Origin of the sequence: Nonomuraea sp. NPDC005692, assembly GCF_040631115.1 — a bacterium.
Classification (GTDB): Bacteria; Actinomycetota; Actinomycetes; order Streptosporangiales; family Streptosporangiaceae; genus Nonomuraea.
Window position 1 is genome coordinate 222,129 of the sequence record NZ_JBEXYU010000010.1, and the last position, 15,387, is coordinate 237,515.

Annotated in this window: 9 protein-coding genes; 5 read left to right on the forward strand and 4 right to left on the reverse strand. The window is 70.8% G+C overall.

Annotation, left to right across the window (positions count from 1 at the left end; all coding sequences use genetic code 11):
• Positions 1-204 (reverse strand): hypothetical protein, encoded by a 204-nt coding sequence (locus ABZ459_RS22790; protein WP_352322071.1) that lies wholly within the window; start codon positions 202-204, stop codon positions 1-3.
• A 189-nt stretch (positions 205-393) separates the two neighbouring features.
• Between ABZ459_RS22790 and ABZ459_RS22795 the strand changes: the two genes are divergently transcribed.
• The gene (locus ABZ459_RS22795) at positions 394-2,304 is read left to right on the forward strand and encodes a peptidoglycan recognition family protein (RefSeq protein ID WP_357973344.1); all 1,911 of its coding nucleotides are present in this window, start codon (positions 394-396) and stop codon (positions 2,302-2,304) included.
• Here the strand turns inward: ABZ459_RS22795 and ABZ459_RS22800 are convergent.
• Together ABZ459_RS22800 and glgP are read right to left on the reverse strand one after the other, a co-directional pair.
• Positions 2,267-3,163: a MurR/RpiR family transcriptional regulator gene (locus ABZ459_RS22800; RefSeq protein WP_352322067.1), complete on the reverse strand. Its 897-nt coding sequence runs from the start codon at positions 3,161-3,163 to the stop codon at positions 2,267-2,269. The genes ABZ459_RS22795 and ABZ459_RS22800 overlap by 38 nt on opposite strands.
• Positions 3,164-3,213: 50 nt before the next feature.
• Positions 3,214-5,793: an alpha-glucan family phosphorylase gene (gene glgP, locus ABZ459_RS22805; RefSeq protein WP_357973348.1), complete on the reverse strand. Its 2,580-nt coding sequence runs from the start codon at positions 5,791-5,793 to the stop codon at positions 3,214-3,216.
• Between the two features lie 293 nt (positions 5,794-6,086).
• On the opposite strand from glgP, the gene ABZ459_RS22810 reads away from it, so the two are divergent.
• The 3 genes from ABZ459_RS22810 to ABZ459_RS22820 all read left to right on the forward strand — a co-directional run bounded on the left by ABZ459_RS22810 (position 6,087) and on the right by ABZ459_RS22820 (position 11,296).
• Positions 6,087-8,189 carry an alpha-1,4-glucan--maltose-1-phosphate maltosyltransferase gene (locus tag ABZ459_RS22810; protein ID WP_357973351.1) on the forward strand — a complete coding sequence of 701 codons (2,103 nt, stop codon included), beginning with the start codon at positions 6,087-6,089 and terminating at the stop codon, positions 8,187-8,189.
• A gap of 71 nt (positions 8,190-8,260) precedes the next feature.
• Positions 8,261-9,961 (forward strand): maltose alpha-D-glucosyltransferase, encoded by a 1,701-nt coding sequence (gene treS / locus ABZ459_RS22815; protein ID WP_352352254.1) that lies wholly within the window; start codon positions 8,261-8,263, stop codon positions 9,959-9,961.
• Between the two features lie 3 nt (positions 9,962-9,964).
• Positions 9,965-11,296 (forward strand): aminoglycoside phosphotransferase, encoded by a 1,332-nt coding sequence (locus ABZ459_RS22820; protein WP_357973356.1) that lies wholly within the window; start codon positions 9,965-9,967, stop codon positions 11,294-11,296.
• Between the two features lie 30 nt (positions 11,297-11,326).
• Here the strand turns inward: ABZ459_RS22820 and ABZ459_RS22825 are convergent, their stop codons facing one another.
• Positions 11,327-12,181 carry an NAD(P)-binding domain-containing protein gene (locus tag ABZ459_RS22825; protein ID WP_357973359.1) on the reverse strand — a complete coding sequence of 285 codons (855 nt, stop codon included), beginning with the start codon at positions 12,179-12,181 and terminating at the stop codon, positions 11,327-11,329.
• Between the two features lie 74 nt (positions 12,182-12,255).
• On the opposite strand from ABZ459_RS22825, the gene ABZ459_RS22830 reads away from it, so the two are divergent.
• Positions 12,256-15,363, forward strand: a complete 3,108-nt coding sequence (locus tag ABZ459_RS22830; protein ID WP_357973362.1) for a BTAD domain-containing putative transcriptional regulator — start codon at positions 12,256-12,258, stop codon at positions 15,361-15,363.
• Positions 15,364-15,387 lie beyond the last annotated feature (24 nt).

Consider the following 15,387-nt stretch of genomic DNA (forward strand, 5'->3'; position numbering starts at 1 on the left):
TCAGCGCTCCCCCCGGCGCGGCCGCTCGGACTTGGGTCCTTCGGCGCGGTCGCCGCCCACCTTGCGCGGGCTCTTGTCCGGATCCGACTGGAGTTTCCTGGCCACGCGTTTCTTGAGCTCCTGCTCGCTCATCCCTTGCCGGTCCAGCTGCTTGCGCAACCGGCGGCGCTCGTTGTCATAGGAGTGACTTCCGGGTCGAGGCATGACAACTCCCCCTCTCCTCCGAAGGCCCGCCTACCCAGCCCCTCACCTGCTAGTCCTGGATATTCGGCCCCTCGGGGCCGGTCCGGTGGCCTGTTAAGCGATGAAAAATATCTTCGCAAAGTTCTCGCCAGAGAAGGAAAATGTTGAGACGCTGAACCGGCACCACACCCCCCAGTCAAGGAGCGGTTCATGCGCAGAGCGCTGGCGATCGCCGTCGTCGCCTTGTTGCCCTTAACCCAAGTGCCCTCGGCCAACGCCGAAGAACCCGCCGACCGGCAGCAGGCGTTCGCCGCGGCGGCCGACGAGTTCAAGGTCCCGCAGAGCGTGCTGCTCGGCGTCTCGTACCTGGAGTCACGCTGGGACGCCCACGCGGGCCAGCCGTCGAGCGACGCCGGGTTCGGCCCGATGCACCTGACCGACGCGGCCGCGTACACCGGCTCGAACCACCACGGAGAGGGCGAGGAGGACGCCCGCGGCGACGAGAGCAGGCCGCTCGCGCCCACGGCGACCCCCGCCCCGGCGGAGATCCCCGCCTCGCTGCGCACGATGGAACGCGCCGCGCAGCTCACCGGCGAGAGCCACGAGCGGTTGCGCACCGACGACGCGGCCAACATCCGCGGCGGCGCGGCGCTGCTCGCCGACTACCAGAAGAGCCTCGGCGCGCCCCTGAGCGCCAATCCCGGCGAATGGTACGGAGCCGTCGCCAAGTACTCCGGCGCCGACGAGGCCGACGCGGCCAAGTTCTTCGCCGACGAGGTCTACGCCACCATCCAGGAGGGCGCCGAGCGCACCACGGACGACGGGCAGAAGGTCACCCTGCCCAAGGTCCCGGACCTGGAGAAGATCGAGAAGTGGCTGGAGAAGCTCGGCCTGCGGCCCGCGCGGCGCGACGGCGTCGAGTGCCCGGCCTCGATCTCCTGCGAGTGGATCCCCTCGGCCTACCAGGAGCTCCCGCCGGACGACTACGGCCACTACGACCTGGCCGACCGCCCGGTCAGCCAGAAGGTCGACTACATCATCATCCACGACATGGAGGGCTACTTCCTCCCGTCGATCAGGCTCAACCAGGACCCGAACTACGGCGCGAGCTGGCACTACTCGGTCCGTTCCAGTGACGGGCACATCGCCCAGCACATCAAGACCAAGGACGTCGGCTGGCAGGCCGGCAACTGGTACATCAACGCCAAGTCCATCGGCATCGAGCACGAAGGCTTCCTGGCCGAGGGCAGCACCTGGTACACCGAGGCGATGTACCGCTCGTCGGCCCGGCTCGTCCGCTACCTGGCGCTCAAGCACGGCGTGCCGCTCGACCGCGCCCACATCCTGGGCCACGACAACGTCCCGGGCACGATCCCGAGCACCGTCCGCGGCATGCACGAGGACCCGGGGCCGTTCTGGGACTGGGCGCACTACTTCCAGCTCATGGGCGCGCCGCTGCACCAGTTCGGCGGGCCGAGGGCCGGCTCGGTCATGATCAAGCCGGACTTCGCCACCAACAAGCCCTACTTCTACGGCTGCGACCGCAAGAACCCCGAGGCGGCCTGCCCGCCGCTCAGCGCCGGCACCGTGTGGCTGCGCACCGAGCCGCGCGACGACGCCCCGCTGATCAAGGACATCGGCAAGCACCCGACCGGCGGCTCGCTCTACAGCGTGTACGACCACAGCGCCAGGGCCAGCACCGGCCAGCGCTTCGCCGTCGCCGACCGCCAGGGCGACTGGACGGCGATCTGGTACCTCGGCCAGAAGTCGTGGTTCCACAACCCGGCGAGCGCCCCGACCGCGATCCCGTCGATGGGGCTCGTCGTCACCCCGAAGCCGGGCAAGGCGACCGTGCCGGTGTTCGGGCGGGCGTACCCGGAGCAGGAGGCGTATCCGGCCGGCATCCCGTACCAGGCGGTGACGCCGCTGCAGTACACGTTCTCGGCGGGCGAGAAGTACACCCTGGCCGGGCCGGCCGCCACCGAGTACTACCGGGCGGTCACGTTCAACCTGGAGGACCACACGGTGGTCAAGGGCAAGACGAAGTACCTGGAGATCCAGTTCGGGCACCGCGTGATGTACGTCAAGGCTGACGACGTGCAGGTGACGTTCTCCGGGTGAACTCCTTGACGGCGCGCCTGGTGCTCGCGAGCGCCTCCTGAGAGGAGTCGAACGTGCGCTGGGCGACGCCGACGAACACGCAGTCGACGACGAGGAGCTGGCTGATCCTGCTGGCCAGGGCGCCGGGACGGAACTCCGTCTCGCGCCCGGCCGAGATCAGCACGTGCTCGGCCAGCTCCGCGATCGTCGAGCGCGGGTTGTTGGTGACGGCCACCGTGGTGGCCCCCGCCTCGCCCGCCCGGCGCAGCGGCTCGATCACGTCGGGGGTCTCCCCCGAGGTGCTGATGCCGATCGCCACGTCGCCCGCCTTCAGCAGGACGGCGCTGGTCAGGGCCAGGTGGGCGTCCTGGAAGGCGTGGCTGGACAGGCCGATGCGCAGCAGCTTCTGGGCGACGTCCTCGGCGACTAATCCCGAGGCGCCCACGCCGTAGGCGTCGATGCGCCTGGCCCCCACGATCGCGTCGACGACCAGGCCCAGGCGCTCGCTGGTCAGCTGGGCGACGGTGTCGTTGATGGCCTCCGACTCGGCCCTGGCCACCTTCTGGATGACCTCCGACAGCGGGTCGTCGGGCGCCAGGTCGCCGGGCACGAGCCGGTCGGGCTGCGCGGCCGCCGCCGCCAGAGCCAGCCTGAGCTGGGGATATCCGGCGAAGCCGAGCAGCCGCGCGGTGCGCACGATGGTGGCCTCGCTGGTGCCGGAGGCGGCCGACAGCTCCGTGATGGTGCTGCGCGCGACCGTCGCCGGATCTTCCAGGATGAGCCGGGCGACGGTCTGCGCGGCAGGCGTCAGGGACGGCAGGACACCGCGGACCGTGGCCACCAGATTGTCGGCCCGCAGGCCGTTCCCGCTGTCGTCCACGGTCCTGATTATGCACCGCCCGACCACCGGCCCGACCTCGTCCGGATATATCAGCGCAAGGTACCGTTCGTCATTCCCACCGGCTCCTCAGGGATGGCGATCAGCCCCAATTCCGCCGGAGTGGCAGCGAACGGGTGATGCGGGACGACCCGGACGGTGTATCCGAAAGCCCCCGTACGGTCGAGCGGCACCCGGCCCGTGAAGTGGGCGTGGCCGTCGTCCTCCAGCGACTCCAGGGCCAGCCGCGCGTACCGCGGGCGGACCAGCTCGTCGTGCGGCCCGACCTTGCCGTACGCGGCCTCGACCAGCACGTCTCCCGGCTCCAGGTCGCCGAGCGCGATCGTGGCCCGCAGCTCGACCGCGGCGCCCACCTCGGGGGCGTCGCCCACGCCCGACGCCTCGACGTGCTCGACCCGCACGCCCGGCCAGGCCCGCGTGACGCGCACCCGCCAGGCCGCGAACGCCCTGGCCGCGGCGTAGGAGTCGGCCGACAGCGCGCGGGCCGACTTGGCGGCCGGGGTGTAGAGGTCGACGACGTAGTCGCGGAGCATGCGTCCGGCCAGCACCTTGGGCCCGAGCGAGGCCAGGGTGTGCTTGACCATCTCCATCCACCTGCGCGGCAGCTCGTCGAACGGCCGGTCGTAGAAGCGGTCGGACACCTCGTGCTCGATCAGGTCGTACAGGGCGCCGGCCTCCAGCTCGTCGCGCCGGTCGGGGTCGCTGACGCCGTCGGCGGTGGGGATGGCCCAGCCGTTGGTGCCGTCGTACCACTCGTCCCACCAGCCGTCGCGGATCGACAGGTTGAGCCCGCCGTTCAGCGCCGACTTCATGCCCGAGGTGCCGGACGCCTCCAGCGGCCGCAGCGGGTTGTTCAGCCACACGTCGCAGCCCTGGACCATGAGCTGGCCGAGCGTCATGTCGTAGTCGGGCAGGAAGACGATGCGGTGGCGCACGTTGTGCTGGTCGGCGAACTTGACGATCTGCTGGATCAGCTTCTTGCCGCCCTCGTCGGCCGGATGCGCCTTGCCGGCGATCACGATCTGCACCGGCTTGTCCGGGTCGAGCAGCAGCCGGGTCAGCCGCCTGGGGTCGCGCAGCATGAGCGTGAGCCGCTTGTACGACGGCACCCGCCGGGCGAAGCCGATCGTCAGCACGTCGGGGTCGAGCGCGTCGTCGATCCAGCCCAGCTCGGCGACCGAGGCGCCGCGTTCGCGCCACGACCTGCGCAGCCGCTCGCGCGCGCCCTCGACCAGCCGCCTGCGCAGCTTGCCGCGGATCTCCCAGATCTCCCGGTCGGAGATCTTCTGGATGCCCTCCCAGCCGCGGGCGCGCTCGATCAGCGAGGGCAGCTCGCGGCCCGCCAGCTCCATGAACTCGCGCCCGACCCACGTGGGTGCGTGCACGCCGTTGGTGATCGAGCCGATCGGCACCTCGTCGAGGTCGAAGCCGGGCCACAGGTCCTTGAACATCTCCCGGCTGACCGCGCCGTGCAGCTCGGAGACGCCGTTGACGCGCTGGGCCAGGCGCATGCCCATGACGGCCATGTTGAAGCGGCCGGGCTCGGCCTCGGCGCCCAGGGCCAGGATGCGCTCGACGGGCACGGTCGGCCAGGCGGAGTCGCCGCCGAAGTGGCGTTCGATCAGGTCGCAGGGGAAACGGTCGATGCCGGCGGGCACCGGCGTGTGCGTGGTGAACACCGTCCCCGCGCGGACGGCCTCCAGTGCCTCGTCGAACGACATGCGCGACTCGGTCAGCTCGCGGATGCGCTCCAGGCCGAGGAAGCCGGCGTGGCCCTCGTTGGTGTGGAAGACCTCGGGCTCGGCGTGGCCGGTGATGCGGCAGTAGGCCCTGATCGCGCGGACGCCGCCCACGCCCAGCAGCAGCTCCTGCATGAGCCGGTGGTCGGTGCCGCCGCCGTAGAGGCGGTCGGTGACGTCGCGGGCGGCGGTGTCGTTGTCGGCCACGTCGGAGTCGAGCAGCAGCAGCGGCACCCGGCCCACCTGCGCCACCCAGACCTGGGCGTGCAGGACGCGGCCCTCGGGCAGGCCGAGGCGGATCTTGACGGGTTCGTCGCCGTCCTTCAGCAGGGTCAGCGGCAGCCCGCCGGCGTCGAGCGCCGGGTAGTGCTCCAGCTGCCAGCCCTCCGGCGAAAGCGACTGGGTGAAGTAGCCGTGGCGATAGAGCAGGCCGACCGCGAGGATCGGCACGCCCAGGTCGCTGGCCGCCTTGAGGTGGTCGCCGGCGAGGATGCCGAGACCGCCTGAGTACTGGGGCATCGCGGCGGCGATGCCGTATTCGGGGGAGAAGTAGGCGATGGCGCGGGCGACGTCGGGCAGCGTCTGGTACCAGCGCGGCGACGTCATGTATTCGCGCAGGTCGTCAGCTGCGTCGGCGAGACGGCGGAGGAAACGGCGGTCGGCGGCCAGCTCGTTGAGCCGGGCCGGTGTGACGGCGCCGAGCAGGGCCACGGGATCGTGACCGACCTGTTCCCACAGGGCCGCGTCGACCTCGGCGAAGAGGTCCAGCGTCTCCGGATGCCAGGACCAGCGGAGATTGTGCACGAGCTCGCCCAGGGCGGCCATCTCCGCGGGCAGGACGGTGCGGACGGTAAACCGGCGGATAGCTCTCACGTTTCTGCACCCTACGGGCTAGGAGGGACCTCTCAGTCCTTCACCCCCAAGAAGCCCCTTCAAACCCCAGCCCGGAACAAGCATGAAGCCGGACGATTGGGGCAACTTTCCTCTTTGTTGGCTCTCCCGGGAACACACTCGGGAGGTCTATCCGCTGCTGTCCACTATTTACGTGCAAGGATCGTTACTGCCGGGGTAGGCCGTATCCAGCGGTCCCACGCGGTTGCGAAATCTTGCACATACGGAAAGCCTCCGGCGGCGCCGAGCGCGCCGTCGCAAACCCTGCGAATGCGATGATCGGACGAATTCCCATCACGGACATCTCCCCCGTCGTCGACTGCGGGCAGTGGCCCGCCAAGGCGGTCGCCGGCGAGACCTTCCAGGTCTCGGCGACCGTCTTCCGAGAGGGCCATGACGCCGTGGCCGCGGGCGTGGTGCTCACCTCGCCCGACGGACAGCGTGGCCGCCTGAAACCCATGCGCGAGCTCGCCCCCGGCACCGACCGCTGGGGCGTTGACGTGTGCCTGCCGGCCGAAGGCGACTGGATGTTCCGCGTGGAGGCGTGGAGCGATCCGATCAGGACGTGGCTGCACGACGCCGAGATCAAGATCCCGCGCGGCCTCGACACCGACCTGATGTGCGAGGAGGGGGCCCGCCTGTTCGAGCGGGCCGCCAAGGCCGTCCGTACGGCCGAGTGCCCCGCGCCCGGCGGCCAGGCGGGTCCCGGCAACGGGCACTCCAGGAACGGCATGGGCAACAGCAAGGGCAACGGCAACGGCGACAGCGCGTGCGGGCACCGGGCCGCGCTGCTGTCGGTGGCGGCCACGCTGCGGGACGAGGAGCTCGACCCGCGCGCCCGGCTGTCCATCGCCCAGCTCCCCGAGACGGCCGCGCTGCTGGCGGCGCATCCGTTCCGCGAGCTGGTGACCAGGGCGAAGCCGTACAAGGTCAGGGTCGACCGGCGCAGGGCGCTCTACGGCTCCTGGTACGAGTTCTTCCCCAGGTCCGAGGGCGCGGTCGTCACCGAGTCCGGCGTCTCGAGGTCGGGCACCTTCCAGACCGCGGCCAAGCGGCTGCCCGCCATCGCCAAGATGGGCTTCGACGTCGTCTACCTGCCGCCGATCCATCCCATCGGCCAGACCTTCCGCAAGGGCCGCAACAACACGCTCAGCCCCGAGCCCGACGAGCCCGGCTCGCCGTGGGCGATCGGCTCGGAGGACGGCGGCCACGACGCCGTCCATCCCGACCTGGGCACCCTTGAGGACTTCGACGAGTTCGTCAGCCGCACCCGCGCCCTGGGCATGGAGGTCGCGCTCGACTTCGCCCTGCAGTGCGCCCCTGATCACCCGTGGGTCAAGGAGCACCCGGAGTGGTTCACCATCCGGGCGGACGGGACGATCGCCTACGCCGAGAACCCGCCGAAGAAGTACCAGGACATCTACCCGATCAACTTCGACAGGGACCCCGAGGGCATCTTCGCCGAGGTCCGGCGGGTGCTGCGGCACTGGATGGACCACGGCGTGCGGATCTTCCGGGTGGACAACCCGCACACCAAGCCGGTGGCGTTCTGGGAGCGCCTGCTGGCCGACATCCACGCGACCGACCCGGACGTGGTGTTCCTGGCCGAGGCGTTCACCCGGCCCGCGATGCTCCAGACGCTCGCCAAGACCGGGTTCCACCAGTCGTACACGTATTACACGTGGAAGAACTCCAAGTTCGACGTGGAGACGTACCTCTCCGAGCTCTCGCACGAGACGTCCGCGTTCCTGCGGCCGAACCTGTTCGTCAACACCCCGGACATCCTGCACGAATACCTGCAGCACGGCGGCGTGCCGGCGTTCAGGATCAGGGCCGTGCTGGCCGCTCTCACGTCGCCGACCTGGGGGGTCTACTCCGGGTACGAGCTGGCCGAGAACGTTCCGGTGCGCCCGGGGAGTGAGGAATACCTAGATAGTGAGAAATATCAGTACAAGCCACGCGACTGGGCGGCCGCCGAACGCGACGGAAGGACCCTCGCCCCGCTCATCACCCATCTGAATTTGTTCCGAAGAGCGCATCCGGCGCTGCAGGAATTGCGTAACCTACGGTTCCACAGGGTCGACCATCCGGACATCGTCTGCTTCTCCAAACGGCTTCCGGGCGCCTATGACACGGCCACACGAAGGCACGGGCTGGGCGACGTCGTTCTGGCGGTTGTCAATCTGGATCCTCACCACACCCACGAGGCGACGGTAGATCTCGACCTGCCCGCCATCGGTCTCGACTGGAACGCCGAGTTCGTCGTGGACGACGAGCTGTCGGGCGAGTCCTACCGCTGGAGGCAGAGCAACTATGTGCGTCTCGACCCTCACATCCAGCCTGCCCACATTCTCACCGTACGAGCCGCGCCACGGTAGAACAGAATTCAGCGGGGAGTCTTCAACGTGTGTGAAAGCGCCCTCCTCATGAGCCCCCTCTGGGGGAGCCCATGAGCTCCACACCCATTCCCAACACCTTTGACGAGGAAAAGCCGCGCGATCCTTACTGGTACAAGCGCGCCGTCTTCTACGAGGTTCTGATCAGGGGATTCGCCGACTCCAACGGCGACGGGACCGGGGACATCAGAGGTCTGATCAGCAAGCTCGACTACCTGCAGTGGCTGGGCGTCGACTGCCTCTGGCTGCTGCCCCTGTACGAGTCGCCGCTGCGTGACGGCGGCTACGACATCGCCGACTTCATGAAGATCCTGCCCGAGTTCGGGGATCTGGGAGACTTCGTGAAGCTGGTCGACGAGGCGCACAAACGCGGCATGCGGGTGATCGCCGACCTCGTCATGAACCACACCAGCGACGCGCATCCCTGGTTCCAGGCCTCCAGGCACGACCCGGAAGGCCCGTTCGGCGACTTCTACGTCTGGTCGGACACCGATGAGAAGTACCAGGACGCCCGGATCATCTTCATCGACACCGAGACGTCCAACTGGACCTACGACCCGGTGCGCGGCCAGTACTACTGGCACCGCTTCTTCCACCACCAGCCCGACCTCAACTACGAGAACCCGGACGTGCAGGAGGCCATGCTGGAGGTGCTGCGGTTCTGGCTGGACCTCGGCATCGACGGCTTCCGCCTGGACGCGGTGCCCTACCTCTTCGAGGAGGAGGGGACCAACTGCGAGAACCTGCCCAGGACGCACGAATACCTCAAGAGCATCAGGCGTGAGGTCGACCGGCTCTTCCCGGACCGGGTGCTGCTCGCCGAGGCGAATCAGTGGCCTTCGGACGTGGTGGAATATTTCGGCGATCCGGTAGGCGGCGGGGACGAATGCCACATGGCCTTCCATTTCCCGCTCATGCCCCGCATTTTCATGGCGGTCCGCCGGGAGTCCCGTTACCCCATTTCCGAAATTTTGGCACAAACGCCGAAAATTCCGGAACATTGCCAGTGGGGGATTTTCCTGCGGAACCATGATGAGCTGACGCTCGAAATGGTGACCGACGAAGAACGCGACTACATGTACACGGAGTACGCCAAAGATCCGCGTATGCGGGCGAATGTCGGCATCCGCCGGCGGCTGGCTCCCCTGCTGGAGAACGACCGCAACCAGATCGAGCTGTTCACCGCGCTGCTCCTGTCGCTGCCGGGCTCTCCCGTGCTCTACTACGGCGACGAGATCGGCATGGGCGACAACATCTGGCTCGGCGACCGCGACGGCGTCCGTACCCCGATGCAGTGGGATCCCGACCGCAACGCCGGGTTCTCCGACTGCGACCCCGGACGGCTCTACCTGCCCGTGATCATGGACCCGATCTACGGCTACCAGGCGATCAACGTCGAGGCCCACCAGAAGAACGCGGGCTCGCTGCTCCACTGGACCAAGCGGATGATCGAGATCCGCAAACGTCACCCCGTCTTCGGGCTCGGCGAGTTCGCCGAACTCAACTCCTCCAACCCCAGCGTGCTCGCGTTCGTCCGTGAGCTGGGCGACGACCGGATGTTGTGCGTCAACAACCTGTCGCGCTTCCCGCAGCCGGTCGAGCTTGACCTGCGCAGATTCGTCGGCGTCTCCCCCGTGGAAACCATGGGAGGGGTCCCATTCCCGGCAATTGGCGAACTACCGTATCTTTTGACGCTTCCCGGGCATGGGTTCTATTGGTTCACACTCCCACCGGCACACACCCAGGAGGAGTAGGGCGTGAAAGAGGAGCTCCTTGCCGCATGGATCGGCCGCCAACGATGGTTCGGCGGCAAGGGGCGCCCGATCGACGATCTGTCGATCGAGTCGGACGTCGAGCTGACGCCAGGGCTCCGGCACCTGATCGTGGCCGTCTGGCAGGACGGCGCTCGTGACCGGTACCAGATCTTCCTGGGCGAGCGGCACGACCTGCCCGACCGGCTCAACCACGCCCTCATCGGCAGCCTCGGCGAGACCTACTTCTACGACGCCGTCCATGACGCCGACAGCATGAGCTGGCTGCTGGAGGGCATGGCGGGCGACGAGACCCGCAGCGGGCTGCGCATGCGGCACGCGCCCGGCGTCGTCATCGACACCTCCCAGCGCAGCCTGGTGCTGGGGGCCGAGCAGTCGAACACCTCGCTCGTGTACGGCGACTCCTACATCTGCAAGCTGTTCCGCCGGCTCATTCCGGGCGTCAATCCGGAGCTGGAGATCATCAGCGCCCTGGCCGCCCGGAGCGCGCCGAACATCGCCCAGCCGTACGGGTGGATCGAGGCCGACGTGGACGGCACGGACACCACGCTCGCCTTCATGCAGGAGTACCTGTCCAACGCCAACGACGGCTGGGACCTCGCGCTGGCCAGCGTCCGCGACCTGTACGCCTCGCTGCCGGGGGTCACCGCCGCCGAGGCGGGCGGCGACTTCGCCGCCGAGTCCGTACGGCTGGGCATCGCCACCGCCCGCGTCCACCACGAGCTGGCCGCGGCGTTCCCCACCGAGCTGGTCGAGATTCCCGAGGTCAAACGCATGGCCGAGGGCTTCCGGCGGCAGCTCGGGCGGGCCATGGCCGAGGTGCCCGAGCTGCGGCGGCACGTGACGGCCCTGGAGGACGCCTACCACCAGGTGGAACTGCTCACCAGGGAGGTGCCCGTGCAGCGCGTTCACGGGGATTATCATCTGGGCCAGGTGATGCGCACGCCCACCGACTGGGTGGTGCTCGACTTCGAGGGCGAGCCGGGGCAGCCGCTGGCCGAGCGCCGGGCGCTGTCGTCGCCGCTGCGGGACGTGGCCGGCATGCTGCGCTCGTTCGACTACGCGGCCAGGCACCTGCTGGCCGACCATCCGCAGGCCGCCGAACTCCAGCCCCGGGCCGAGGCCTGGGCCGACCGCAACCGCACCGCCTTCCTGGACGGCTACCGCGAGGGCGGCGGCATGATCACGGTCGGGGACGCGGCGCTCCTGCGGGCGTTCGAGCTGTCCAAGGCGGTGTACGAGGTGGTCTACGAGGCCCGCAACCGGCCGTCGTGGGTCTCCATCCCGTTGGCCGCCTTCCACCCCCGCCCCGCCTGACCGGCGGGGCGCCCCGAGGCGGCCCGGGGGTCAGCGCAGCTCTTCGACCAGGCCGGGCAGCCCCTCGGCGCCGTGGCCGCGGGCGGTGCGCTGGTCGACGATCGCCTTCAGCGGCAGCAGGAGGTCGGGCTTGACCTGCTGCTCCCTGAAGGCGCGCACCAGGTTCTCCAGGCCGGACCTGTTGATCTCCAGGTTCGACACCAGGGTCGTGTAGTCGCGCGACTCGACGGACTTGACCCACTCCGGTTGCGCGGCGGCCATCGCGTTGAGCCACGGGACCAGGAGGGTGCTGGTGAATTCGGTCAACGGATAGCCGGCCGAGTCGACGAGCGCGACCGCCTCCAGGAAGCCGGCGATCTGGCCGTACATGCCGGTGAGCATGGCCAGGTCGAGGAGCGGGGCCAGGCCGGGGTCCGTGCCGACGAAGCGCGGCTCGGCCATCGCGCGGAACGCCTCCTCGAAGCGGTCGAACGCCGCCTGGGAACCGCTGTAGAGCACGAGCGCGCCGGGCCGGCCGATCATCTGGGGCACGGCCATGATGCCGCCGTCCACGTAGTCGCCGCCGCGTGCGGCCACCCATTCGGCCGCCTGGCGGGCCTCGACGGGCCGGCCGGTGGTCAGGTTCGCCACGACCCGGCCCGTCAGCGGGGTGTCGGCCAGCAGCTCGTACACGGCCGGGTAGTCGAGCACGCAGACGATCACCAGCGGGCTCGCCGCGACCGCCTCCGCCACCGTCGCGGCGCGGGTGGCGCCCCTGGCGACCAGGGGCTCGGCCTTGTCCGCCGAACGGTTCCACACGGTGACGCGGTGTCCGGCGTCCAGCAGGCTGCCGGCGAGCGCCGCGCCCATGAGGCCGAGACCGATGATGGAAATTTCTTCTGACATTTCGGGATTCCTTAGGTTCTGACTGATGCGTTCACCCTGCCCGCAGGGGGTTATGGTCTGATTCGGAGTTGGTTATGGGGGGCAGAGTGCGGTTCGGGGTGCTGGGGGCGCTCGCCGTTTGGGGGCCCGGCGGCGAGCCTGTCCAGGTGCTGGAGGTCAAGGTCCGGGCGCTGCTGGCCGACCTGCTGATCCATGCCGGGCGGCCGGTCTCCGCCGACCGGCTGATCGAGGACCTGTGGGGCGGCAGGCCGCCGGCGAACGCCCTGGCCGCGCTCCGGGTGAAGGTGTCGCAGCTGCGCCGGGTGCTGGGCGACCGGGAGCTGGTGGCGTACCGGGCGCCGGGGTACGTGCTGCGGGTCGAGCCCGAGGACGTGGACGCCGGACGGTTCGCCGACCTCGTCGGGCAGGCGCAGCGCAGCGCCGACCCGCGGACCCGCGCCGGGCTGCTGCGGCAGGCCCTCGACCTGTGGCGGGGAGCCGCCTTCGCGGAGTTCGCCGACGAGGAGTTCGCCAGGGCCGCCGTGGCCCGGCTGGACGAGCAGCGGCTGGTGGCGCTGGAGGAGCTGGCCGAGGCACGGCTCGGGCTGGGCGAGCACGGGCTGCTGGCGGCCGAGCTGGCCGACCTGGTGGCCGAGCACCCGTTCCGCGAGCGGCTGCGGGCCGCGCACGTACGGGCCCTGTACCGGGCGGGACGGCAGGGCGAGGCGCTGGCCAGCTACGCCGACCTGCGGGCGCGGCTGGCCGACGAGCTCGGGCTCGACCCCGGTCCCGAGCTGGTCGCGCTGCACCAGGCGATCCTCGAGCAGGACCCGGCGCTCGACGGGCCGGGGCGGCGACGGACGAACCTGCCCGCGCCGCTCACCGGCCTCGTGGGCCGGGAGGAGGCGGTGGCGGAGGTGCGCGCCCTGCTGCGCGCGAACCGGCTGGTCACGCTGACGGGCCCCGGCGGGGTCGGCAAGACCCGCCTCGCGCTCGCCGCGGCGGACTCCCCCGGGCCGCCCGGCTTCGGCGGCGGGGTATGGCTGGTGGAGCTGGCGGGGCTGCGCGCCGGGGCGCCGGCGGTCGAGGTGACCGAGGCGGTCGCGGGGGTGCTCGGCCTGCGGGACGACGTGGGCGGCGCGGCGAAGGACCTGACCGCCCGGCTGGCCGGCGTGCTGGAGAGCACCCGGACGCTGCTCGTCCTGGACAACTGCGAACACGTCGTCGAGCAGGTCGCCGCGCTGGCCGGACGGCTGCTGCGGGCCGCTCCCGGGCTGCGCGTCCTGGCCACCAGCCAGGAGTCGCTGCGCATCGAGGGCGAGGCCCTGTGGAGCGTGCCGCCGCTGGGACGGGAGGCGGCGGCGGAGCTGTTCGCCGCGCGCGCGGGCATCGAGCCGGACGCCGACGTCGCCGAGATCTGCGCCCGGCTGGACGGCATCCCGCTGGCCCTGGAGCTGGCCGCGACCCGGATGCGCACGCTCACCCCGCGCCAGCTCGCCGAACGGCTGGACGACCGGTTCAGGATGCTCTCCTCCGGCCGGCGCGGCGCGCCCGCGCGGCAGCAGACGTTGCGCGCGATGATCGACTGGAGCTGGGAGCTGCTGGGCGAGGACGAGCGCGTCGTGCTGCGGCGGCTGGCCGTGCACGCCGACGGGTGCACGCTGGAGGCGGCCGAGGAGGTCTGCGCCGAGCCGGGCGTGGACGTCCTGGAGGCGGTGGCCAGGCTGGTGGACCGCTCGCTGGTGGTGCGGGCGTGGGGCGACGGGGAGCCGCGGTTCCGGCTGCTGGAGTCGGTGGCGGCGTACTGCCTGGAGCGGCTGGAGGCGGCCGGTGAGCCGGCGGAGATACGGCTCCGGCACGTGCGCCACTACACGGGCCTGGCCGAGCGGGTGGAGCCGTACCTGCGGGGGCACGGGCAGCGGCGCGCGCTCGCCCAGCTCGACGCCGAGGGCGGCAACCTGCGCGCGGCGCTGGAGACGGCGGTGCGGCTCGGCGCGGCGGCCGAGGCGCTGCGGCTGGTGAACGCCCTGGCCTGGTACTGGGTGCTGCGCGGCCGGCTGGGCGAGGGCGAGCGGGCGCTGGAGGCGGCGCTCGCGATCGCCGCGGACGACGATCCGGGCGCCCCGCAGGCCAGGGCATGGCTGGCGGGCATGCGGCTGCTGGTCGGGCAGCCGCCCGGCCCGGACGTGACGGAACTGTTCGCGGCCGTCCAGGACGCCCGGGAACGGGCAAGGGCGCGGTGGTTCGTCGGCTTCGCCCTGTTCGGGTACGACGATCTGTCGATCAGCGGCGGAATGATCGAGACGGCTTTGTCGGAGTTCGGCGAACTGGACGACGAGTGGGGCATGGCCGCCACCCTGACCGTCCGGGCCAGATGGGCCGGGATGCGCGGCGACCTGGAGGGCATGCGGCGCGACGGCGAGCGGGGCCTCGCGCTGTTCAGGCGGACCGGGGATCGCTGGGGCGAGCTGCGGGCGGCGGAATGCCTGGGCAGCCACGCCGAGATCATCGGCGACTACGACCGCGCCGCCGGACTGCGCGCGGAGGGCCTGCGCATGGCCGAGGAGCTGGGCCTGTGGAGCTCGGTCTCCGACGCGCTGTCCCGTCTGGGCCGGATCGCCATGCTGCGGGGCGACCACGCGGCGGCCGACGACCACCACGAGCGGGCCAGGCGGCTGGCGGTGTCGCAGTCGAACCGTCCGGCCGAGGAGTTCGCCGAGATCGGGCTGGCGCTCGGCGCGCGCCGCCAGGGACGGCTCGACGAGGCCGAACGGCTGCTGCTGTCCTGGCTGGACTGGGTGCTGGACGTCTCCGGCGAGCCGGGCGCGGCGCTGATCCTGGCGGAGCTGGGGTTCGTGGCCGAGCTGCGGGGGGACGCGGCGGGCGCGCTGGAGTTCCAGCTTCGCGGGCTGGCCGCCGCCCGCAACGTGGGCGACCCGCGCGCGACCGCACTCGGGCTGGAGGGGCTGGCGGGGGCGCGGGCCCTCGACGGCCGGTACGCGGAGGCGGCGCGGCTGCTCGGGAAGGCCGCCGCGCTCAGGGCGTCCGTCGGCGCGCCGCTGCCGGCGGGCGAGCGGGGGGACGTGGACCGGATCACGGCGGTCGTGACGGCGGGCCTGGGGGCGGCGGCGCTGGCGACCTGCCTGACCGAAGGGGCCGGGATGCCGGTGGACGACCTCCTGGAGGACACCTCGGGCGCCTGATCGCCTCACATGGGGCGTGTCCGG

Coding starts and splice junctions, on each gene's coding strand:
- treS (WP_352352254.1), top strand. CDS start 8,261: ATGAGCTCCACACCCATTCCCAACACCTTTGACGAGGAAAAGCCGCGC.
- ABZ459_RS22810 (WP_357973351.1), top strand. CDS start 6,087: ATGATCGGACGAATTCCCATCACGGACATCTCCCCCGTCGTCGACTGC.
- ABZ459_RS22790 (WP_352322071.1), bottom strand. CDS start 204: ATGCCTCGACCCGGAAGTCACTCCTATGACAACGAGCGCCGCCGGTTG.
- ABZ459_RS22825 (WP_357973359.1), bottom strand. CDS start 12,181: ATGTCAGAAGAAATTTCCATCATCGGTCTCGGCCTCATGGGCGCGGCG.
- ABZ459_RS22795 (WP_357973344.1), top strand. CDS start 394: ATGCGCAGAGCGCTGGCGATCGCCGTCGTCGCCTTGTTGCCCTTAACC.
- ABZ459_RS22830 (WP_357973362.1), top strand. CDS start 12,256: ATGGGGGGCAGAGTGCGGTTCGGGGTGCTGGGGGCGCTCGCCGTTTGG.